This window comes from Amycolatopsis sp. cmx-11-12, assembly GCF_046269425.1.
Taxonomy (GTDB): Bacteria; Actinomycetota; Actinomycetes; order Mycobacteriales; family Pseudonocardiaceae; genus Amycolatopsis.
This window is the reverse complement of the sequence record NZ_JADNQM010000017.1, coordinates 130,970-153,334: the sequence shown is the minus strand read 5'-3', so window position 1 is coordinate 153,334 and position 22,365 is coordinate 130,970. Positions and strand designations below refer to the sequence as shown.

Below are 22,365 nucleotides of genomic sequence, written 5' to 3'. Positions count from 1 at the left end.
GGGCACTGTCCTGACTTAGCGGCTCCGCCGATGGAGGCTTGGATGGGCGTATGAACGAGCGACCTCGGGTGATCGCGCTGTGGGCCGCGCCGCGGTCCCGGTCCACGGCCTTCTTCCGTTCGATGATCCAATTGGGCGGGCTCGTCACGCTGCACGAGCCGTTCTGCAATATCGTCGACTACGGCCGGACCGAGGTGCTCGGCGACGAGGTCACCTCGCACCGTGATCTGATCGCCCGGATCCGGGACATCTCGGCCACCCGGACGGTGTTCTTCAAGGACACCACCGATATCCGGTACGACGAGGTCCTCGCGGACGAGGAGTTCCTGGCCGGCGTCCAGCACACCTTCCTGATCCGCGCCCCGGCGGAGGTCGCGGCCTCCTTCTACGCCGTCAAGCCGGACATGGTGTGCTCCGATCTCGGTTTGGAGCGGCTTTACGAACTCCACCAGGCGGTGCTGGCCGCCGGTGGCCGCGCGCCGGTCGTGCTCGATTCCGCCGACCTGGTGAGCGCGCCCGAGGCGATGCTGCGTGGCTACTGCGAGCAGGCCGGTCTCCCGTTCCGTGCCGAAGCCACGAACTGGGCGCCGGGATCGCGGCCGGAGTGGGAACTGTCGGGCCGCTGGCACACCGCGGTGAGCGAGAGTTCCGGCTTCGTCGACAAGACCACTGTGTACGCCGACACCGTGGAGAACAACGCCGAACTCAAGGCGTTCAGCGACCACCACGAGCCGTTCTATCACCTGCTGCGAGACACCCGCTTCGTCCCTGCCGCTTAGCGCGCTGCCGGACGTGAACACGCGTGTGCGGGCGGACTAGATGAGTGATTCCGTGAAGTGCCCGTGGCCGCCTCGGTCGCGGACGCCCCTTCGGCGCGGACCAAGGTCGTGAAGGCCTCCTTGCCTACCTTGAGGGTAAGCAAGGAGGCCTTCACGACCTTGACGATGCGGACTTGGCATCGCTGGTGCCCGCAAGGGTCGAGTGGGGAGGATTCCGGACGTTGAACGTCCGGATTCTTCCCCGCTCAGGGGCTCCGCAACCGGTGTGCCCGCTGACGGTGAAGGAATGGGGACACTCAATGTCCCCATTCCTTCATCGTCAGCCTCAGACAGCGACGAATAGCCGCCTGACCTGCAAGATCTCGACTTTGCCGGGCCCCTGCCTTGAGGGTAAGCAAGGAGGCCTTCACGACCTTGACGATGCGGACATACGGCATCTAATCGGACGATTCGACCCAAAAAGCGTCCTCTATGGACAGTCGCAGCGCCTCACGTGATTTTTCACGGAATCAACCGTCTAGTGCGGCGATTCGTTAGTTCGCGACTTGAGCCGCGCTCAGATTCCGGTGTCGTGTCACGCTGTCCGGTGTACTGGATGCCCAGCCGCCCAACACGTGTCGCGAAAGCCACTTTCGCGACATCTGATGTCCCGAAAGTGGCTTTCGCGACACGTCAGGTCCGGCGCTGTTGGCGAGTTCGGGTCCTGACGGGACTGCGAGCGGCGGCGGCCGTGCGGGCGGGTGATCATGAGTGATCCGGGCTGCCACAACGACAAGATCTCACGACAGAGCCAGCGCGGCCGCGAGTTCGGCGCGGAGGGCGGTGGCGGTGCCGTACCACTGGCCGTCGATGAGCGCTCGCCGGTAGAACAGCTGCGCGTCGCAGCGGTCGGTCATGCCGAACGCGCCGTGCAGGTGGACCGACTCCTCCGCGCTGCGCCGGACGACTTCGCCCGCCAGCAACGCGATCCGCGCGCCGGTCCGGGCGTCCGGGCCTCGTTCGGCGGCCGCGTCGGCCAAGGCCCGTACCGCTTCGGCTTCGGCGGCCAGCCCGGCGAGCCGGTGCGCGAGCACCGTCGACTTGGCCAGCGGCGCGCCGAAGGCGTTCCGCGACCGCAGGTACGCGCCGGTGAGCCGGACCGCCGCCTTGGCCGCGCCGATCAGGTAGGCCCCGTGCCTGACCCTGGCTCTGGCGAGCACATCCGGGTAGTCGTCGTCGACGTCGAAGACGCCGCCGGTGACCACGGCCGACTCCAGCGTCACCGCGTACAGATCGCCTGCCGCCACGTCGTCCTGCCGTCGCACCCGGACTCCGGGCTGGTCGACCGCGACCAGCCCGGCGCGCACCCGGCCGTTCGCCGTACCGAGTACCAGCAGATCGTCGACATCGGCGGCGAACCCGACGAACTTCCGGACCGCGGTGACGGTCGTGCCGTCGGGGGAGACCTGCCACGGCGCCGGGCTCGCCGGCTGATCAGTGCCGTTGGTCCGCAGCGCGAGTGCGACGGTCCGGCCGTTTTCGGTGATCCCGTCCAGCAGCGCGGTCTTCCCGCTGACGCCGAGCAGATCGGCGGCGGCGACCGTGTCGGGAAACGGGCTCTGGTACAGCGCCGCGCCCATCAGGTCGGCCACGTCCAGCAGCCGGGCGAAGGTCTCGGGCTCGGCCGGGGCTCGCAACCCGGACAGGGCGCCGAGCCCGGTCAGAGCCGACCACACCTGCTGCCGGATTTCGGTGTCGACCGGGTCGGGAGCGGCGTCGGCACCCGCGCCTCGTGCGCGTTGCCCGAGCCGCCGCAGCAACGGCGTGGTCTCGTCGTCGAACAGGGCCGTGAGATCAGCCGTCATGGTCATCAGAGAAGTCCCAGTCCACTCGCCGCGATCAGGTAGAGCATCACCTCGGAGGTGCCGGAGGCGAGCCGGTGGCTGGGGCCGGTGCGGTAAGCGGCCTCCAACACCCCGTCTTCGGGGGCGTCCTCGTCCCATCCCGACAGGGCCGCGTCGAGCCCGTCGACTTCGGCGGCGGCACGCAGGATCGGCCGGACCTGCTCCGAGGCGTACCACTTGGCCATCGCGGAACCGACCGGGTCCGGCTCACCCCTCGTGAGGTTGCGGACCTGCCGCCAGGCCAGTGCTTCCGCCGCCGACAACCGGGCGTCGAGCTCGGCAAGGGAGTGGGAGTAGGCCGGATCGTCGAGCTTCCCGCTCTGCGCGGCACGCCGGACGACCGTGTCGAACAGGCTGCGGGCCTTGGCGTGGAAGTCGATGCCGGTGCGTTCGAGCAGCAGCAGGTCGTTCATCAGGGTCCAGCCGTCGTGTGGCGCGCCGACGACGGCGTCCTCGGTCAGCAGCAGGCCGTCGATCACCACCTGGGTGAACCGGTCGTTGCCCAGCGACGGCACGGTCTCGATATGCACGCCCGCGGAGGTCAGCGGCACGAGGAACAGGGTGATGCCGTCCATGCCGACACCGCTGTCCCGGGTGCGCGCGGCACACAGCGCCATGTCGGCGAACTGCGACTTCTGGTTGTAGATCTTCGAACCGCGCAGCCGCCAGCCGCCGCCGTCCGGACTCGCGGAGGTCCGCAGTGCACTGAGGTCGGACCCGCACTCGGCCTCGGTGAACAGCACCGTGGCCGCCCGCTCGCCACTGGCCAGCGACGGCAGATGCGCCTGCTTCTGCGCCGCCGACCCGCTGTGCAGCAGGAACGTGCCGACGATGCCGATGCTGAGGGTGTGCAGGTCGTCGGGCACGCCGGCCAGCAGCATCTCCTCGGTCAGCGCGGCCGCCTCGGCGGGTCCGAGGCCGAGGCCGCCGAACTCCACCGGCCAGTGTGGCGCGAGCCAGCCTCTTTCGCCGAGCCAGCGGTAGACCTCCATCCGCCCGGTCTCCGCCTCCGGCGGCAGCCGGCGTATCCGCTCGACCTCCCGCCGCACCCGCTTTTCGGCGAAGAACTCCCGGAGCCGTCCGCGGAACTCCGTGTCGGTCATGACGCCGCCGTTCACCGTGTCGGCCCGCCGTCCGGATCGACCTCGTCGAGCAGCGCGGCCAGTTCGTCCGCCGACACGTCTTCCAACTCCCGTTTCTCGACGAGCTCGGCCAGTTCGCCGAGGGTGGCGTACTGGAACAACTCCCGCAGCTCCAGCCGGACGCCGAAGGTCTCGTGAACGCGGGTGGCGACCTGGGTGATCTTGAGGGAACTGCCGCCGATGGCGAAGAACCCGTCGCCGAGGGAGATTTTCTCGACGCCGAGGATCTCCTGCCAGATCGCGGCCACCGCGAGTTGTGTGGCCGTGCTCGGCGGCTCGGCGGCCACGACCTCGGCGCCGGGTGTGAGACCGGGCAGCCGCGAGCGGTCGAGCTTGCCGCTGGCGGCGCGAGGCAGTTCCGCCAGCGTCGTGAACTGAGTGGGCACGAGGTAGACGGGCAGGGTGCCGCGCAGTTCGGTACCCAGCCGCGCGGAATCCACGTCGTCACCCGCGACATAGGCCACCAGCTGGGCCGAGCCGCCCGACCCGGAGACCACGACGGCCGCGTCGTCGACCCCGTCGAGCGCCAGCAGGGCGTGCTCGATCTCCGTCGGCTCGATCCGCAGGCCGCGGATCTTGACCTGCTTGTCGATGCGCCCGATGAACTCCAGGTTCCCGTCCGCGCGGCGGCGGACCAGGTCCCCGGTCCGGTACAGCCGCGCACCGGTGCCGCCGAACGGGTCCGGCACGAACTTCTCCGCGGTGGGTCCCGGCGCGTTCGCGTAGCCCCTGGCCACCCCGACGCCGCCGATGAGCAGCTCGCCGGGCACCCCGGACGGGACCGGCTGGCCGAACCGGTCGACGACGTAGGCCTGGTAGTTCGCCATCGGCACGCCGATCGGCGGCATCGCGTCGTGATGCTCGTGCGGGCACCGGAAGTCCACGCAGGCGACCGTCGCCTCGGTGGGCCCGTAGCCGTTGTGGAACTGCCTGCCCTCGGTGTTCCACGCGTTGACCAGCTCGCCGGGGAAGGCTTCCAAGCCGACGAACAACGCGCGCAGGTCCGGCAGGTCGCCGGGGGAGAGCAGGCGCAGCACGGCGGGTGGCAGGTCGGTGACGGTGACCCGTTCCGACCGCATCAGTTCGGTCAGCCGCCCGGGATCCAGCAGATCCGACCGCGGGGCCTGGACGAGCGTGGCACCGCTGCACAGCGCGCCGAAGAAGTCGAACAGGCTGACGTCGAACGCCGGGTTGGCGAACTGCAGGACGCGGTCGCCTTCCCGGAGCCCGAACAGTTCGATCACCGCGGGCGTGAAGTTCGCGATGGACCGGTGCGAGACCTGCACGCCCTTGGGCCGCCCGGTCGAGCCGGACGTGAAGATCACGTAGGCCAGATTGTCCGGTGAGACTTGGACAGCCGGCCGGGTGGCGGGCAGGTCGGCGAGCGACGGGTCGTCGACGCAGACCGCGCGGACGCCGGGAGGAACGGTTCCCGCCAGCGCCTCGGTCGTCACGACGATCCCGGCGTGCGCTTCGGTGAGCAGCAGTTCCCGGCGCGCGGGCGGATGGTCGGGGTCGAGCGGCAGATAGGCCCCGCCCGCCTTGTGGATGCCGGCGAACGCGATGGGCAGGCCGGGTCCGCGTTCGAGCAGCACCCCGACGACCGTCTCCGGCCCGACTCCGGTCTCGATCAGCCGCGCGGCGAGCCTGTTGGCCGCTTCGTCGAGCTCGCGATAGCTCAGCGAGGCGCCCTCGAACCGGCTGGCCACCGCGTCCGGCACCCGGTCCACTGTGGACTCGAAGAGCTGGTGCAGGCAGAGCTCCGAAGTGCCGTAGTCACGTTCGGTCCTGTTGTCGTCGACGACGATGGTTTGGTACTCCGCTTCGCTGAGCAGCGGAAGCCCGCCCAGTCGCAGGCTCGGATCGTCGAGGAACAGCTCCAGCGCCCGCCGGTAGTGGTCGAACAACCCCCGGATGCGCGCGACGTCGAACAGTTCCGTGGAGTACTCCGCCCACAGCCGCAGGCCCCGCCCAGGGACCTGGGTGAGCTGGACGGCGAGGTCGAACCGCGCGGTGCCGACCTGGAAGGGGTAGACCTCGGCATCGAGCCCGCCGACGGTCGCCGACTCCACACCCGCGTGCTGAAGGGTGAACGAAACCTGGAACAGCGGGTTGCGCCCGGGATCGCGGTCGGGGCCGAGTTCGTCGACCAGCTTGCCGAAGGGCAGTTCCTGGTTGAGGTGCGCCTTGATGACGGTGTCGCTGGTGCGGGCCAGCAGCTCACGGAACGTGGGGTTGCCCGCGGTCGAGACCCTCAGCACGACGGTGTTCGCGAAGAAGCCGATCAGCGGGTCGATCTCGGGCCGGGTACGGCCGGAGAAGATCGAGCCGACGACCACGTCGGACTGACCGCTGTAGCGCGACATGATCGCGGTGAACGTGGCCAGCGCGACGGTCAGCTCGGTGACCCGTTCGGTTCTGGCCACCTCGGTGAGGCGTTCGGCCAGCGACTCCGGCAGCAGCACCTCTTCGGTCGCGCCTGCCTGGGAACGCTCGACCGGCCGGGGCCGGTCGGTGGGCAGGTCGAGCGTGGGCAGGTCACGGAGCTGCTCACGCCAATACTCGAGTTGAGCCTTCGGCGCCTCGCTCGCCAGCCAGCCGCGTTGCCACACCGCGTAGTCGGCGAACTGGACCGGGAGCGGTGCCGGGGCTGCGGCGCCGGTGGTGGCTCGCTGATAGCTGGTGACCAGCTCGCGCAGGACGATGGCGGTCGACCAGCCGTCCGTGGCGATGTGGTGCATGGCGAGCACCAGTACGTACTCGGCCGGTCCGAGCTTGGCCAGCGCGGGCCGGAAGACCGGTCCGGCACCGAGGTCGAACGGTTCGCGAACCAGTCGTTCGACGGTGACGGCGGCCGCGGCTTCCGGGTCCGGTTCGCCGGAGAAGTCGTGCACCGGCAACGCCAGTAGATCCGGCGCTGGGTCGACTTCCTGATACGCCACCCCGTTCTCACTGGGGTAACGAGTGCGCAGCACCTCGTGCCGGTGGACGACGTCGGTCAGGGCGCGCCGCAGCGCGTCGACATCTAGGTCCGCGCGCAGGCGCAGGACCAGCGGGGAGTTGTAGACCGGGCGGCCTTGCGCCCATCGGTCGAGAAACCACAGCCGCTGCTGGGCGAACGACAACGGCAGCCTTCGGTCCCGCGCGGCGGGCATGATGCGACCGGTCCCGGACTGGCCGAGGGCCTGCTGTCGCTCCCGCAGCGCCAGTACCGCTTTGCGCGCTTCGGCGAGGCCTGCGTGCGGACTGGCGTCGGGTCGTGCTGGCGGATTCGGCATGGACATGGTGATGGGGCTCCTCGGTGCCGGAGGGTTCCTCGCCCACGAGGCGACTTTCACCATGTCCTTTTCGGGTGTGCGGACACGAGTCCGGCATTACCCCTACAGGTCCGCGAGGGCGAGTTTTGCGACATTCGGTCCTCAACCACCAAGTGTGAGGCGGAGAGTTAATGTCCACAGTGGACAGTTTGACGATCGCCGTCGCGACGCCGGTGAGCGCCGGGCTCGCCCGGCGGGTGGCCGCGCTCACCAGCGCCGCCTATCGGGCGGGCGACCTCGTCCCCGGGCTTCCGGTCGCCGACGGCGCGGGGGAGGACGCGGCCGGGGTGCTGGCCGACCTCGACGGCGGGCACCGGTTGTGGACCGCGACCGCGGGGCCGGTCCTGCTGGGCACGGTCCGCGCCCTGCCGGACGGGCGGGCGTGGTCGGTGCGCAGGCTGGCGGTGTCCCCGCGGGCCCGCCGTCTCGGCGTCGGCCGTCGGCTGCTGCGGGCCGTCGAGGCCGACGCTCTGGCGGCAGGCGCGTCACACGTGGTGCTCGACGCGGTCGTGGAGCGGGGAAACCCGGTTTTCTACACCAGCGCCGGCTATCGCAGCGTCCGGCACTTCGCGGCCTCGGACAAGCCGCTGTCCGAGGTGCACATGGAACGCGTGCTCACCGAGCCGGTGCCGTCGCTGACCTATCCCGACCCCGCAGACCTCGCCGCCTCGCCACCGGGGCTCGTCCGGTCGTGGTGGGAAGACCGGCCGACCGGCGTCGTATGCGTGACCGGCCCGGCTCCCGACGGCGTCTCCGCCGGACTGGACCGGCATCGCGCCCTCGCCGGTGCGGCCGTGCTGCGCGGAGTCGACTGGGCACCGCGCGCCGCGCCCGGCCCGGACACGGTGGACCGCTTGCCGGGACGGGCCGGGCTGATCCCCGCCTACGCCCAGCCCCGCCTGGGTGATCCGGAGTTCCTTGCCTGGTGGCGGCTTCCTGCCCGTGGGTAGGGCCATCGCGGGTGTCGCGAAAGCCACTTTCGGGACATCAGACGTCCCGAAAGTGGCTTTCGCGACACGGCCACCTTGCCGGAGCCCTGTGCCCGTGGGTAGGGGAATTCCCCGACTGGTTCGGGGAACCCCGCGGGGGACAGGCTGCCAGGGGATGCGTGACGACCATTTCCGCTGGGCGGGCGAGGAGCGCGATGCAGGAGAGCACTGAGGAGCGATTGGGGCGGCTGAGCCCGGCCCAACGCGCGGCGCTGGTGTCCGAGCTGCGGGCGCGCCGGGCCGCTCAGCGGCCGGTCGACCGGGTGCCGTCGGTGGGCCGTGACGAACCACTCCCGTTGTCCTTCGCCCAGCAGCGGCTGTGGCTGCTGCACCAGTGGGCCGAAGGAAAGCCGCTCTACAACACCTCGCTCGGCCTGCGCCTGCACGGACCGCTCGACCCGGAGCTGCTGCGACGCGCGGTGATCGGGCTGGTCGGCAGGCACGAAGCACTGCGCACGCACTACTTCAACACGCCCGACGGTCCGCGGCAGCGGCCGGGCACGGTGGCCGACGACGACCTGTTCACGATGGTCGATCTGAGCGAGATCGACCCCGCCCAGCGGGAAAGCTGGGCCGCGGACGTCGTCACCAAGGCCGGACGGCGTGGGTTCGATCTCGCCCGCGATCCGTCGCTTCGAGCCACTTTGGTCCGCATGGCCGCCGACGACCATCTGCTCGTGCTGGCCGCGCATCACATCGCCACCGACGCCTGGTCCACCGAGGTCCTGACCAAGGAACTCATCGAGTTCTACACCGCGGGCCGGGCCGGGCGGCCCCCGGTGCTGCCCGTGCTGCCCATCCAGTACGCCGACTTCGCGAGCTGGGAACGCGGCCCGGTCGCACAGGCGGAGCGCGCCGCGTCTCTCGACTACTGGCGCGGCACCCTCGCCGGCCTGGACACCGTGCGCTTCCCGACCGACCGGCCGCGGCCGGTCGAACCGAGCTGGGCGGGGGAGCAGGTTCAGCGGCTGCTGCCCGCGAAGCTGCACCGTGAGCTGCTCAGCCTCGGCGGCCCCTCGACCCGGGTGATGCCGATGGCCCTCGCCGGTCTCGCCGCGGTGATCAGCCGCTACACCGGCCAGAACGACATCGTCGCCGGCACCACCTTCGCCGGGCGCACCCGGCCTGAGCTCGAACCCCTGATCGGCTACTTCGCCAACACCGTGGTGCTGCGGGTCTCCACCGCGGGCGCGCCCGGCTTCCGGGAACTGCTGGCCAGGGCCGGCGACACGGTCTACTCGGCGCACACACACCAGAACGTCCCGTTCGACCAGCTCGTCAGCGAGCTGCATCCGGCCCGCGACCTCAACACGAACCCGCTGTTCCAGGTGGCGCTGCTGCAGACCAACGAGCTGCTCAAGCCGGTACGGATGGCCGACGTCGACGTCGTGACGGTCCCCTTGCACAGCGGGACCGCGCGGTTCGACTTCACCCTCAGCGTCGCCGAGCGGTCGGCTGGCGGTATCGAGATGGGCATCGAGTTCGCCACCGACCTGTTCGACCGGGCCCGGATGGACCGGCTGCTGGCCCACCTGGAGCGGCTGCTGGAGTCCGGGGTCTCGCGTCCCGACGCGCCCCTGCACGAGCTCGACCTGCTCACCGAGCCCGAGCGTATCCAGCTCACGACGGGATGGAACGACACCGCGACCCCGGCTACCACCGCCGAACCCTCGATCGGCGCGGCGTTCGACGCGCAGGTGCTGAGGACGCCCGGCACTGCCGCGGTCAAACAGGGTGGCGCCGTGCTCGATTACAGCGCCGTACAGCGTCGCGCCCACCAGATCGCCCACCGGCTGCTGCGGGCGGGCGCCGGGCCGGGAAGCCTCGTCGGAGTGAGCGTCAGCCGCACGGTCGACGTCGTCCCGGCGTTGCTCGGGGTGCTCAAGGTGGGCGCCGCGTACGTGCCGCTGGACCCGAAGTACCCGGCAGGCAGGCTCGGGTCGATCCTCGCCGACGCCGAGCCCGTCGCGGTCCTCTGTGACGCGGTCAGCCGTGCCGTGATCGAAACCGTGGTCACGGAGCCGGGCAACGCGACGACCCTGATCGACCTCTCGGACGAAACCCTTGGCGACGAGTCCGTCTCGGCGCCGCCGGTCCGGGTGACCGCGGGCATGCCTGCCTACGTCAGCTACACCTCCGGGTCGACCGGTAAGCCCAAGGGCGTCATCGTCGCCCATCGCAACGTGCTCAACCTCTACACCGAACTCGACCGGCGCCTCGGCTCGGAGCCGCCGGGGACCTGGCTCGCGGTCAGCAGTATTTCGTTCGACATCTCCGTGCTCGAACTGCTGTGGACGTTGTCCCGGGGGTTCACCGTCGTGCTGGCCGAAGCCGACCCGGCGACGTTGCTCGCCACGTCCCGCCGTAACCGCCGCGCGGCCGCGACGCTGGACTTCGGCCTGTTCTACTTCGCCAGCGACGACGACGCCGCCGAGTCGGGCAGCGACCGCTACCGGCTGCTGCTGGAAGGCGCGAAATTCGCCGACCGCAACGGGTTCTCCGCGGTCTGGACCCCCGAACGGCACTTCCACGCCTTCGGCGGCCAGTACCCCGCACCCTCGGTCACCGCGGCGGCGCTGGCCATGGTCACCGACCGGATCTCGATCCGCGCCGGCAGCGTCGTGCTGCCGCTGCACCATCCCGTGCGCGTGGCCGAGGAATGGTCGGTGGTCGACAACCTGTCCAACGGCCGGGTCGGTATGGCGCTGGCGTCGGGCTGGCACCACGACGATTTCGTCTTCGCGCCGGAAAACTACGCCGAGCGCAAGAAAGTCATGCTCGAAGGCATCGAGACCGTGCGATCGCTGTGGCGTGGCGAAAGCGTCCCGATGACCGGTGGCACCGGGGCCGGGGTCGACGTCCGCATCCGGCCCGCGCCGGTACAGGCCGAGCTGCCGATGTGGCTCAGCTCCGCGGGCAGCCCGGACACCTTCCGCGCCGCCGCACGGGCCGGACTGGGAGTGCTGACCCATCTGCTCGGCCAGGATCTCGACTCGCTCGCCGAGAAGATCGCCGCCTACCGCGAGACCTGGCGCGAACACCACGGCACCGACGGCGGTCACGTGGCGCTCATGGTGCACACCTTCGTCGACCCGGATCGTGATCACGCGCTGGCGACCGCGCGCGGTCCGTTCACCCGTTATCTGGGCACCTCGCTGGATCTGTTGCGTGGCCTGGCCAAGGGGCTCGGCATGGAGTTCGACTCACTCGGCGAGGACGACCGCGCCGCGCTGCTCGACCACGCCGCGGACCGCTATCTCAGCACCGGTGGCCTGTTCGGCACCCCGGCCGACTGCGCGGAGTTCGCGTGGCGGCTCTCCCAGGTCGGCGTGGACGAGATCGCCTGCCTGATCGACTTCGGCATCGACCCCGAGCAGGTGCTCGCGAGCCTGCCGCAGCTCGACATCGTGCGGCGCGCGTTCCAGACGCGCCGCGAACAGAAACGCGAAGACACCGAGGACACCAGCTTGGCCGCGTTGATCCGCGAGCACGGCGTGACGCACCTGCAGTGCACCCCGACGCTGGCCGGGTTCCTCGCCGCCGATCCCGGCTCCGCCGACGCACTGGCCGCGTTGCGTGTGCTGTTCGTCGGCGGTGAGGCGATGCCGGCCGACCTGGCCCGGCGGCTCGCCGAGCTCACCCCCGCGGCGCTGCACAACATGTACGGCCCCACCGAGACCACCGTGTGGTCCACCGCGGAACTCGTCGACGGGCTCGACGCCGAGGCGGGGTCCGTGCCGATCGGGCTGCCGCTGGCGAACGAGACGGCCTACGTGCTCGACAACGGGATGCATCCGCAACCCGTCGGTGTCGTGGGCGAGCTCTACCTCGGCGGTGATGGCGTCGCGGCCGGGTACCACCGGCATCCGGCGCTGACCGCGCGGCAGTTCGTCCCCGATCCCTTCGGCGGGCAGGGAAAACAGCTCTACCGCACCGGCGATCTCGCGCGCAGGCTCGCCGACGGCAGGCTGGAGTTCCTCGGCCGCCGGGACGACCAGGTCAAGATCCGCGGGCACCGAGTGGAGCTGGGCGAGATCGAAGCCGTGCTGCTGAGCCATCCCGGCGTGCGCTCGGCCGCCGTCGCCATGCGGGGGGAGCCCGGCACGGGATTCCTGGTGGGCTACGTCGTGCCCGAAGACGGCATCGAGCAGCCCGACGACGCCGCGCTCCGCCTCCATCTGCGTGACGCGCTGCCGGAGCACATGGTGCCGGCGAGGTTCAGCCGGCTCGAGAGTTTCCCGTTGACCCCCAACGGGAAAGTCGATCGCAAGAACCTGCCGGATCCGGGCGGCACCACGACGGCGGCGCAGTACGAACCTCCTGCCACCCACGCCGAGCGTGTCCTGGCCGAGGTCTGGCAGGACGTGCTCGGGATCGGGCGGATCGGGGTCCGGTCCGGGTTCTTCGACCTTGGCGGCAACTCGATCTCCGTGGTTTTGGTGGTGGACAAGGCGAATCGCCGTGGGGTGCCGATCACCGCGCGGCAGCTGTTCGCGCACCAGACGATCAGGGAACTCGCCGGGGTCGCCGAAACCGACGACCCGGCCGACCCGATCGTCGCGCTCCAGCCGTCGGGCTCGGCGCCGCCGCTGCTCTGCCTGCACGCGAGCACCGGCTCGTCACTGCCTTACGTCGCGCTGAGCCAGGAGCTAGGCTCGGACCGGCCCTGTTACGCCGTCGAACTGCCCAAAGAGCTGCCCGGAGAACTGAGCGTGGCGCGGCTCGCGGGCCTCTATGCCGACGCCATCCGCGCGCGATGGCCGGACGGGCCGCACCATCTCGTCGGCTGGTCGCTCGGCGGCAGCCTGGCCGTGGCCGTGGCGGCCGAGTTGCGCGAAGCCGGAGGCCAGGTCGGCCTGCTCGCACTGCTCGACACCGCCGCACCCGCGGTACCGGCCGTCGAGGTGCCGCTGCCGGTCGCGATCGACGGTTTCGTGCGCAGCGTCGCCGAGGCCGCCGACATCGACGTCGCTTCGGACATCGGCGAACTGGGTTCGCTGGAGCCCGACGAGCAGTTCGCCGTGGCGCTCGACCGGTTGGACGCGGCAGGCCTGCTCCCGGCCGGGCAGCGCGCCGAGATGCTGGCGCGCGCCCGCGTCTTCGTCGAGCTGACCACCGCGGTGTCGCGCTGGGAACCCGGGCCCTTCCGCGGCGAACTGACCCTGATCCGGCCGGCGCGGTCCACCACCACCGCGGCCGGTTGGGAGTCCTTAGTGGACGGACCGGTGCGGACCGCCACCGTGCCCGGCAACCACTTCACCATGACCAAGGCCGCCAACGCCGCCGGCCTTGCCACCCTACTGACCGACCTGGCCACCCGTGCCGAGGCGGCGACCGACCCGATCGCCCAGTCCGATGTGGAGGTTCACCATGCCCGATGACGACGAAGACGACATCCGCTACACCGTTGTCGTCAACCATGAGGAGCAGTATTCGATCTGGCCGACCTACCGTGAGGTCCCGGCAGGCTGGCGCGAGGTCGGCGTTGCGGGCACCAAGAGCGAGTGCCTTGCCCACGTGGAGACGGTCTGGACGGATATGCGGCCCTTGAGCCTGCGCCGCGCGATGGGGTCGTGAGCGGCCGGACAGTGACGACGACCGAGAGTTACGAGATTTCGCATCTCGACACGCTGGAAGCCGAGACCGTGCACATCTTCCGCGAGGTGGCGGCGACACTGGAACGCCCGGTGCTGTTGTTCTCCGGCGGCAAGGACTCGATGGTGATGCTGCACGTCGCGGTCAAGGCGTTCTGGCCGGCGCCGCCGCCTTTTCCGGTGCTGCACATCGACACCGGGCACAACTTCGACGAGGTGATCGAGTTCCGCGATCGTGTCGTACGGAAGACGGGCGTCCGGCTGCTCGTCAGCTCGGTGCAGGACGACATCGACGCGGGCCGGGTGGTGGAGGAGACCGGTCCCGGCGCGGGCCGTAACCGCCTGCAGACCACCACTCTCATCCGCGGGATCGCCGAGCACGGCTTCGACGCCGTCTTCGGCGGCGCGCGCCGGGACGAGGAGAAGGCGCGCGCCAAGGAACGGGTGTTCAGCCTCCGCGACGAGTTCGGCCAGTGGGATCCGCGCACGCAGCGCCCCGAGCTGTGGGACCTGTACAACGGCAGGCACCGCCGTGGCGAGCACCTACGGGTGTTCCCGCTGTCGAACTGGACGGAACTCGACATCTGGTCCTATATCCGCGACGAGCGGATCGAGCTGCCGTCGATCTACTACACCCACCGGCGCGAGGTGGTCGAGCGCGACGGGATGCTGCTGGCGCACACCCCGTACCTGACGCTGGCCGAGGGGGAACGGCCGTACCCGGCGACGGTGCGATTCCGCACCGTCGGCGACGCGACCTGCACCGGGTGCGTCGAATCCACCGCGAGCACGCCGGAGGAGGTGGTCGCCGAGGTGGCCGCCAGCCGGGTCACCGAACGCGGGGCGACCCGCGCGGACGACCGGATCTCCGAAGCCGGCATGGAGGACAGGAAGCGGGAGGGGTACTTCTAGTGCGGTCTCGAGCACAGCTGCTGCGACTGGCCACCGCGGGGAGCGTCGACGACGGGAAGTCGACACTGATCGGACGGCTGCTCTACGACTCCAAAGCCATCTTCACCGATCAGCTGGCGTCGATCGAACGGGCGGGCCGCGCTCGCGGCGGGGACCAGCTCGACCTCGCCCTGCTCACCGACGGACTGCGTGCCGAACGGGAACAGGGCATCACCATCGACGTCGCCTACCGCTATTTCGCCACGCCACAGCGCCGGTTCGTCATCGCCGACACCCCAGGGCATCTGCAGTACACCCGCAACATGGTCACCGGGGCGTCGACGGCCGATCTCGCGCTCATCCTGGTGGACGCGCGCAAGGGGCTGCTGGAACAGTCGAGGCGGCACGCTTTCCTCGCCAGCCTGCTCGGCATCGGGCATCTCGTGGTGTGTGTCAACAAGATGGACCTCGTGGACTGGTCGGCCGAGCGCTTCGAGCAGATCCGTGAGGACTTCGAGCGGTTCGCGATGAAGCTGCGGGTCGCCGACGTGACCTTCGTGCCGATGTCGGCCCTGCACGGGGACAACGTCGTGTTCCGCGGTGCGCAGATGCCGTGGTACGACGGTCCTCCGCTGTTGCAGCATCTCGAACAGGTCCACCTCGCCGCCGGCCGCAACCTGATCGACGCCCGGCTGCCCGTGCAGTACGTGGCGCGACACGGCGAGTTCCGCGGGTACGCGGGAACCGTCGCCGGTGGGGTGTTCCGCCCGGGCGACGACGTCGTCGTGCTGCCGTCGGGTGTCGGCTCGACAGTCGAAGCGATCCACGCGCCTGGAGGACAGGAAGCGGCGTACGCGTTCGCGCGGCAGGCGGTGACCGTGCGGCTGGCCGACGAACTCGACGTGCGCCGCGGCGACCTGATCTGCAAGGTGGGCAACCGGCCGGAGGTCGGGCGCGATCTCGACGCGATGGTCTGCTGGCTCAGCGACCGCGGCACCCTCACCGCGGGCTCACGGCTGCTCGTCCAGCACAGCACACAGCAGGCGAGGGCCACCGTGCACAGCCTGCGCTACCGGATCGACGTCACGACGCTGCATCGCGACGAAGCGGCGGAATCGTTGTCCCTCAACGAGATCGGCCGGATCAGCCTGCACACCCAGACCCCGCTGGCCTACGACACCTACGAGCGCAACCGGACTACCGGCAGTTTCATCCTCATCGACGAGAGCACCGGCGACACCGTCGCCGCCGGGATGATCCTCCGCCCGGCCGAGGCCGCGCCGACCGTGGTGCGGCACCGCGCGACGGTCACCAGGAACCACCGTGCCACCCGCGGCGGCACGGTGTGGCTCACCGGCCTTTCGGCGTCGGGCAAGTCCACCATCGCCGCCGAGCTCGAACGGTCGCTGATCGACGCAGGCAGGCCCGCCTACCTGCTCGACGGGGACAACATCCGGCTCGGGCTCAACGCCGATCTTGGATTCAGCGCCGAGGACCGAGCCGAGAACGTCCGGCGCGTCGGCGAGGTCGCGCGGCTGTTCGCCGACTCGGGCGCGGTGGCGATCGTCGCGCTGATCAGTCCGTACCGCGCCGACCGGGACCGGGTGCGCGCGAACCACGACGAAGCGGGCCTGCCGTTCCACGAAGTCTTCGTGGACACACCGATCGAGGTCTGCGAGTCACGCGATCCCAAGGGTCTCTACGAACGGGCCCGCAAGGGTGAGATCCCCGGTTTCACCGGGATCAGCGCACCATACGAGTCGCCCCGGCGGCCGGACCTGGTCCTGCGCCCCGACGACGGCGACGTGCGGGCGCTGGCCACCAGAATCCGCACCCTGCTCGACTGACCCGAAGGAGCCCGCGCCGATGCCGCCGGAGTTCGCCAGCGATCCGTTGCCCCTGCTGCAGGACCTGATCAGGATCGACACCACCAACCCGCCGGGCCGCGAAGGCGAGGTCGTCGCCTACCTGCAACGGCTGCTGGCCGACAGCGGGGCGGAGTTGACGGTCCTCGGGCCGGATCCCTTGCGCACCAACCTCGTCGCCCGTTTCCCCGGTCGAGGCGAGGCCCCGCCGCTGCTGCTGCACGCGCATTCCGACGTGGTCCCGGTGGACGGGCAGGAGTGGGACCATCCGCCGTTCGAGGCCAGGATCGTCGACGACCACGTCTGGGGCCGCGGCGCGATCGACATGAAGGGCGGCCTGGCGATGATGCTCGCCGCGCTGTCGCGGCTGGCCGCGGCCGGGGAACGGCCGGCGGGCGACGTGCTGCTGGCGGTGGTGGCCGACGAGGAGGCGGGCAGCGCTGTCGGCGCCCGCTATCTGGTGGACCGGCATCCCGGCCTGTTCGACGGGGTGCGGTACGCCATCGGCGAGGAGGGCGGCGCCGGGGTCGATCTGGCCGGGCAGCGGTTCCATCCGATCGTGGTGGCCGAAAAACGGGCCTGCTGGCTGCGGGTGACCCTGCGCGGCCCCGGCGGCCACGGTTCGCGGCTGACCCCGCCGGACACGCCGATGGCGCGTCTCGGCAAGCTGCTCACCACGCTGACCGGGACCAGGATGCCGCGGCACCAGACCAAGGCCGCCGACCGGATGCTCGCCGCGCTGGCCGCCGCGCTGCCGGAACCGATGGCGGCCGGGGTCGCCCGGTACCGGGCGGACCAGGTGGGCGACGCCCGCCCGGAAGGCCTGCCGCTGGCCGAGGCGCTGCGTCTCGACTCGGTGCTCCGGCACACCGCCAACCCGACGATCGTGCGGACCACCGAGAAGATCAACGTGGTCCCCAGCGAGATCACCGTCGACCTGGACGGCCGGGTGCTGCCCGGCGGGTTCACCGTCGAGGACTTCACCGGCGAACTGCGCGGCCTCATCGGCCACGACGCCGAGTTCGAGTTGCTGCTGGAAGGGTCGATGGTCCGCCCGGAGCTGATCGCGGAACCGGAGTTCGGCGGCTTCTACGACACCATGGCCGAGATCCTCACCAAAGCCGACTCCGGCGCGACCCCGCTGCCGATGGTGTCACCGGCGTCCACCGACGCCCGGCTGTTCGCGCAGCTGGGAATCCGGTGCTACGGCTGGCTTCCGCTGCGGCTGCCCGCCGGGGTCGACTACCGCGGCATGCTGCACACCGCCAACGAACGGGTCCCGGTCGAGGCACTGGAGTTCGGCACCACCTGCCTGCGAGACCTCCTCCGCTCCTACCGCTGACCCGCTCTTTTCGCCGTCGCCTCTTCGGCGCGGACCTTGACAGTCGCAGCGCCTCACTGAGCACAAAGGACAGCCATTCGGTTCTCAAGTGCGTGAAGGGCGAGTTTCTTGCGCTAGGCGCAAGCAAGGGGGCCTTCACGTACTTGAGAAGGCGCGAAGGTCCAGGGCATGCGGCGGGCCTGTCCCCGCGGGGGCCGCGGCCGCGTCGCTCCTCAAACTGGCCGAGGCCCGCCTGCCCGCACTCACCTGATCCGCCTCCAAGCACGCGAGATCGCCATCCAATCACGCGAGTTCGCCGTTCAATCACGCGAGTTCGCCGCCCAAACACGCGAGATCGCGGTTCAGTCAAAAGCACCAGGAGCGCCACGGACTTTCGGGCCGGGTCAGCCGAGGTCTGGCAGGGTGCGCAGGGTGCGGATCGGGCGGCTCGCCGCCGGGATGACCGACAGCAGCAGCAGGCACGGCGCCAGGAACAGCACCGCCCTGGCGCCGAACGCGTCGACCAGGAAACCGGCCGTGCCCGCCCCGATCGACAACATGCCGAAGCTGAGCAACCGGTAGCTGGCGTTCATCCGGGCGTGCAGCGCGCTCGGCGTGGACCGCTGGCGCACGGTCAGCGCGATCACGCTGCCGCTCGCCGACCCGGTCACGCCGAGGAACAGGCCGATCCCGCAGATCAGGATGTCGCCGCCGCTGCCGTCCGCCAGCGGCAGCAGGAAATAGGAGCTGGTGGAGAACACCAGCGCGACCAGCAGCGAGTGGCCGTAGCCGAGTCGCCGGATCAGCACCGGGATGCCCAGTGAGCCCACGATGCCGCCGATCCCGCTGGCCACCATGACCGCGCCGTAGACCGCCGGGTCGTGGCCGAGTTCCCGCACGAAGTAGATCAGGAACGCCACCACGATCATCGCGGAACCGGCGTTGTAGATCCCGGCGTGGGTCACCAGGGCGCGCACCGGCGGGTTGCGGAGGACCGCACGCAGCCCTTCGGCGAGTTCGCGGCGTGGATCCCGGTCCGCCTTCCGCTCCGGCACGACCTCACGGTGCCGGATGAGCAGCAGGGCGTTGGCCGAGGTGAGATAGGACAGCCCGTCGAACACGAGTGTGCCCGCCGGGCCGAACAGTCCGCTGAGCCAGCCGGCGAGACCGGGGCCTGTGGTGGCGCTGACCGCCAGGTTGACCGAAACCGCGCTGTTGGCCGAGGTCAGGTGGTCCGCGCTGACGAGCCGGGGCACGTAGCTGGTCGCGGCGATGTCGTACAGCACCGTCATCGCCCCGCCCGCGATCGCGACGACGTAGAGCAGCGGGAGCGTCAGCAACCCGAACAGCGCCAGCAGCGGGACCGCCATCACCAGCACGAACCGGCCGAAGTCCATGGCGATCATCACCGGCCGCTTGGTCCGGCGCTCCAGCCACACCCCGGCGAACAGCGGGAGCAGGAAGAACGGCGCCAGGTAGCACGCTTGCAACAGGCCGACCTGCGCGCCCGAGCCGTTGAGGACGGTCACCACCAGCAGGGGCAGCACGAACTCGGTGATGCGGGAACCGAACTGGGAGACCAGGTCCCCGGTCCAGAACCGGCGGAAGTCCCGCTGGGACCGCAGCCGTCGCGGGCTTTCGGCCTTGGCGGCCGCGTCGGTGGCCATCTCACTCGTCCCCACGGTGGTCGCGCGGTCACGCGGCAACATCCGGCCCGCGCGATGAACCCGGCAAGGTTCGCATCACGCGGGTGCCGACGGCAGTCAGGAGAATCCCCGGCTACTCCACCCGGTGGCCGCGGATGATCCTGCATGGGTGGGCGACGTGCTGAACACCGCGGATACCGTGGATACCGAAACCGAGGCAGGCCAGGGCGAGCAGCCCGGCTCCGGCCGCAAGCGGCGTCGGGGCTGGCGACGGCTGCGGATCATCGCCTGGTCGCTCGTCGTCGTGCTCATCGTGATCCTCTCCAGCGCCGGTCTCTACCTGACCTGGGCGGTGCGGCATTCGTTCCCCACCGTGGAAGGCACGCTCGCGGTGCCGGGGTTGACCGGCCCGGCCGAGGTACTGCGCGACGGCTACGGCGTGCCGCAGATCTACGCCGACAATCCGCACGACCTGTTCCTCGCCCAGGGCTACACGCACGCCCAAGACCGGTTCTGGGAGATGGACGTCCGCCGCCACATCACCTCCGGCAGGCTCTCGGAACTCTTCGGCGAGAGTCAGGTGGTCACCGACTCGACCGTGCGGACCATGGGCTGGCGCCAGGTGGCCGAGCAGGAGCTTCCGCTGCTGTCCCAGAGCACCAGGGACTACCTGCAGGCCTACGCGGACGGCGTGAACGCCTACCTCGCCGAGCACAGCGGGACCGGGCTGAGCCTGGAATACACCGTGCTCGGCCTGATCACCCCCGGCTACACCCCGGAACCCTGGACCCCGGTCGACTCCGTCGCCTGGCTGAAGGCCATGGCGTGGGACCTCAACGGCACGGTGACCGACCAGGCCCGGCACGCGATGCTGGCCGCGGTCCTGCCCCAGGAGACGATCCGGCAGTTGTACCCGGACTACGACTTCCAGCGCTGGGAGCCCACCGTGCAGCCCGGCGAGACCAGCCGCGACCCGAAACCTGTCGGCGGTGGCGGCACCGTGCCCTCGTCCGCGGACACCGGCACCGCGGACATGGCAAGCGCGCTGCGCGACGCGGCGGAGGCGTCGACGGCGCTCGACGACGTGCTGGGCCCGCGCGGCGAGGGCATCGGGTCCAACGGCTGGGTGGTCTCCGGAAAGCTCACCGCGAGCGGGAAACCCATGCTGGCCAACGATCCCCACCTCGCCCCGCAGATGCCGAGCCTGTGGTACCAGAACGGCCTGCACTGCCGGTCGGTCAGCCGGGACTGCCAGTTCGACGTGTCCGGGTTCAGCTTTTCCGGCATGCCGGGGGTCATCATCGGGCACAACGCCGACATCTCCTGGGGCCTCACCAACCTCGGTCCCGCCGACACCGACCTGTACCTGGAGCGGGTGACCGGCGGGAACTACGAGTACCAGGGCAGGCAGGTCCCGCTGCGGACACGCCAGGAGGTGATCAAGGTCGCGGGCGGCCAGGACCGGGTGATCACCGTGCGCTCCACCGAGCACGGGCCGATCCTCTCCGACGTCGTCGACCGGCTGAAGTCCACCGGGCAGAGCGGCCGGTCACCCGGGGCCGATCCGGCAGGCGGATACGCGGTCGCCATCAAGTGGACCGCGTTGCAGCCCGCCCGCACCCTCGACGCCGTCTTCGGGCTGAACGCCGCGCACGACTGGCGCTCGTTCCGCCAGGCCGCGTCGCAGTTCGCGGCCCCGGCGCAGAACATGCTCTACGCCGACCGGTTCGGCCACATCGGTTATCAGGCCCCCGGCCTGATCCCGATCCGCAAACAGGGCGACGGCCGGTATCCGGTGCCGGGCTGGACCGACGAGTACGAATGGACGGGCTACATCCCGTTCGACGCGCTGCCCAGCGCGCTGGACCCGGCGAGCGGGTACTTCGTCAACGCGAACAACGCGGTCACCGACCCGTCGTACCCGTACCTGATCACCAAGGCCTGGGGCGACGGCAACCGCAGCCAGCGGATCACCGACCTGATCAAGCAGGGCGGCAAACTCGACGTCACCGCGATGCAGCGGATCCAGCTCGACACCTACAACGTCAACGCCGCGACGCTGACCCCGCGCCTGCTGGCCGCCCAGGTCAGCAAGGACACTGAAAAGGCGAAGAACCTGTTGCGGGGCTGGGATTTCACCCAGCCGGCTGACTCGGCGCCCGCCGCCTACTTCAACGCCGTCTGGCGGAACCTGCTTCGCCTGATGTTCACCGACAAACTGACCAACGGCGCGCCGAAGGTCGACGTGGACGGCGGCGGCCAGTGGTTCGAGGTGGTCCGGGGCCTGCTGGACCGTCCTGACGACGAGTTCTGGCACAACACCACCGACCCGCGCGGCCTGCGTGGCCGCGACGCCATGCTGGGCGCGGCGATGGACGACGCGGCCAAGGAACTGACCGATCGTCTCGGTGCGGACCCCGCTGCCTGGCGCTGGGGCGAGCTGCACCGGCTCACCCTGAAGAACCAGACCCTCGGCACCGGCCCGGCGCCGGTGCAATGGCTGCTCAACCGCGGGCCGTACGAGCTCGGTGGCGGCCCCGCGACCATCAACGCCGCCGGCTGGAACGCGAAGAAGGGCTACGACGTCAACTGGGTCCCGTCCATGCGCATGGTGGTCGACTGGGCGAACCTGGACTCCTCGCGCTGGATCAATCTCACCGGGGCGTCCGGGCACGCGTTCGACGAGCACTACGACGACCAGATGCCGCTCTGGCAACGCGGCGAGTCCACCGCGTGGGCGTTCAGCCGTGACACGGTCACGGCCGCCACGAAGAACCACCTGACGCTGAAGCCACCTGGTTAGTGGCCGTGTCGCGAAAGCCACTTTCGGGACATCAGACGTCCCGAAAGTGGCTTTCGCGACACCCTGGACGGCGGCCGCGCGCATAGGCGTTGTAGGGCTGATTCCGGACTTGTCGGCAGGCACCCGCGTCGATGA

General features: G+C 70.3%; 12 protein-coding genes. 8 read left to right on the top strand and 4 right to left on the bottom strand.

Annotation, left to right across the window (positions count from 1 at the left end; all coding sequences use genetic code 11):
* Nucleotides 1-50: 50 nt before the first annotated feature.
* Complete coding sequence (locus ACLARN_RS23475) at nt 51-779, top strand: sulfotransferase family protein (RefSeq protein WP_409493604.1); 729 nt, start codon at nt 51-53, stop codon at nt 777-779.
* A 779-nt stretch (nt 780-1,558) separates the two neighbouring features.
* On the opposite strand, the gene ACLARN_RS23470 is transcribed toward ACLARN_RS23475, so the two are convergent.
* From ACLARN_RS23470 to ACLARN_RS23460, 3 genes are read right to left on the bottom strand one after another with little or no spacing between them, the layout of a single operon-like run.
* On the bottom strand, nt 1,559-2,623 hold the full coding sequence (locus ACLARN_RS23470; protein WP_409493603.1) for an acyl-CoA dehydrogenase family protein: 1,065 nt from the start codon (nt 2,621-2,623) through the stop codon (nt 1,559-1,561).
* A 5-nt stretch (nt 2,624-2,628) separates the two neighbouring features.
* Nucleotides 2,629-3,765 carry an acyl-CoA dehydrogenase family protein gene (locus ACLARN_RS23465; protein WP_409493602.1) on the bottom strand — a complete coding sequence of 379 codons (1,137 nt, stop codon included), beginning with the start codon at nt 3,763-3,765 and terminating at the stop codon, nt 2,629-2,631.
* Between the two features lie 11 nt (nt 3,766-3,776).
* Entirely contained in the window at nt 3,777-7,088 is a 3,312-nt protein-coding gene (locus ACLARN_RS23460; protein ID WP_409493601.1) for a non-ribosomal peptide synthetase, read from the bottom strand.
* Nucleotides 7,089-7,252: 164 nt separating this feature from the next.
* Here ACLARN_RS23460 and ACLARN_RS23455 point away from each other — a divergent pair, with 164 nt between their 5' ends.
* From ACLARN_RS23455 to ACLARN_RS23430, 6 genes are all read left to right on the top strand, one after another.
* On the top strand, nt 7,253-8,071 hold the full coding sequence (locus ACLARN_RS23455; protein WP_409493600.1) for a GNAT family N-acetyltransferase: 819 nt from the start codon (nt 7,253-7,255) through the stop codon (nt 8,069-8,071).
* A gap of 194 nt (nt 8,072-8,265) precedes the next feature.
* Nucleotides 8,266-13,491: a MupA/Atu3671 family FMN-dependent luciferase-like monooxygenase gene (locus tag ACLARN_RS23450; protein WP_409493599.1), complete on the top strand. Its 5,226-nt coding sequence runs from the start codon at nt 8,266-8,268 to the stop codon at nt 13,489-13,491.
* The gene (locus tag ACLARN_RS23445; RefSeq protein WP_409493598.1) at nt 13,481-13,687 is read left to right on the top strand and encodes an MbtH family protein; all 207 of its coding nucleotides are present in this window, start codon (nt 13,481-13,483) and stop codon (nt 13,685-13,687) included. The genes ACLARN_RS23450 and ACLARN_RS23445 overlap by 11 nt, the downstream gene beginning before the upstream one ends.
* Entirely contained in the window at nt 13,684-14,616 is a 933-nt protein-coding gene (gene cysD / locus ACLARN_RS23440) for a sulfate adenylyltransferase subunit CysD (RefSeq protein WP_409493597.1), read from the top strand. Before ACLARN_RS23445 ends, cysD begins: the two co-directional genes overlap by 4 nt.
* A complete protein-coding gene (cysC, locus tag ACLARN_RS23435; protein WP_409493596.1) occupies nt 14,616-16,442 on the top strand; it encodes an adenylyl-sulfate kinase in 1,827 nt (608 codons plus the stop codon). Before cysD ends, cysC begins: the two co-directional genes overlap by 1 nt.
* 19 nt (nt 16,443-16,461) lie before the next feature.
* Nucleotides 16,462-17,802 (top strand): M20/M25/M40 family metallo-hydrolase, encoded by a 1,341-nt coding sequence (locus ACLARN_RS23430; protein WP_409493595.1) that lies wholly within the window; start codon nt 16,462-16,464, stop codon nt 17,800-17,802.
* A gap of 383 nt (nt 17,803-18,185) precedes the next feature.
* Here the strand turns inward: ACLARN_RS23430 and ACLARN_RS23425 are convergent, their stop codons facing one another.
* The gene (locus ACLARN_RS23425) at nt 18,186-19,448 is read right to left on the bottom strand and encodes an MFS transporter (protein ID WP_409493594.1); all 1,263 of its coding nucleotides are present in this window, start codon (nt 19,446-19,448) and stop codon (nt 18,186-18,188) included.
* Nucleotides 19,449-19,596: 148 nt separating this feature from the next.
* Between ACLARN_RS23425 and ACLARN_RS23420 the strand changes: the two genes are divergently transcribed.
* Nucleotides 19,597-22,230: a penicillin acylase family protein gene (locus ACLARN_RS23420; RefSeq protein ID WP_409493593.1), complete on the top strand. Its 2,634-nt coding sequence runs from the start codon at nt 19,597-19,599 to the stop codon at nt 22,228-22,230.
* The last annotated feature ends 135 nt before the right edge of the window (nt 22,231-22,365 follow it).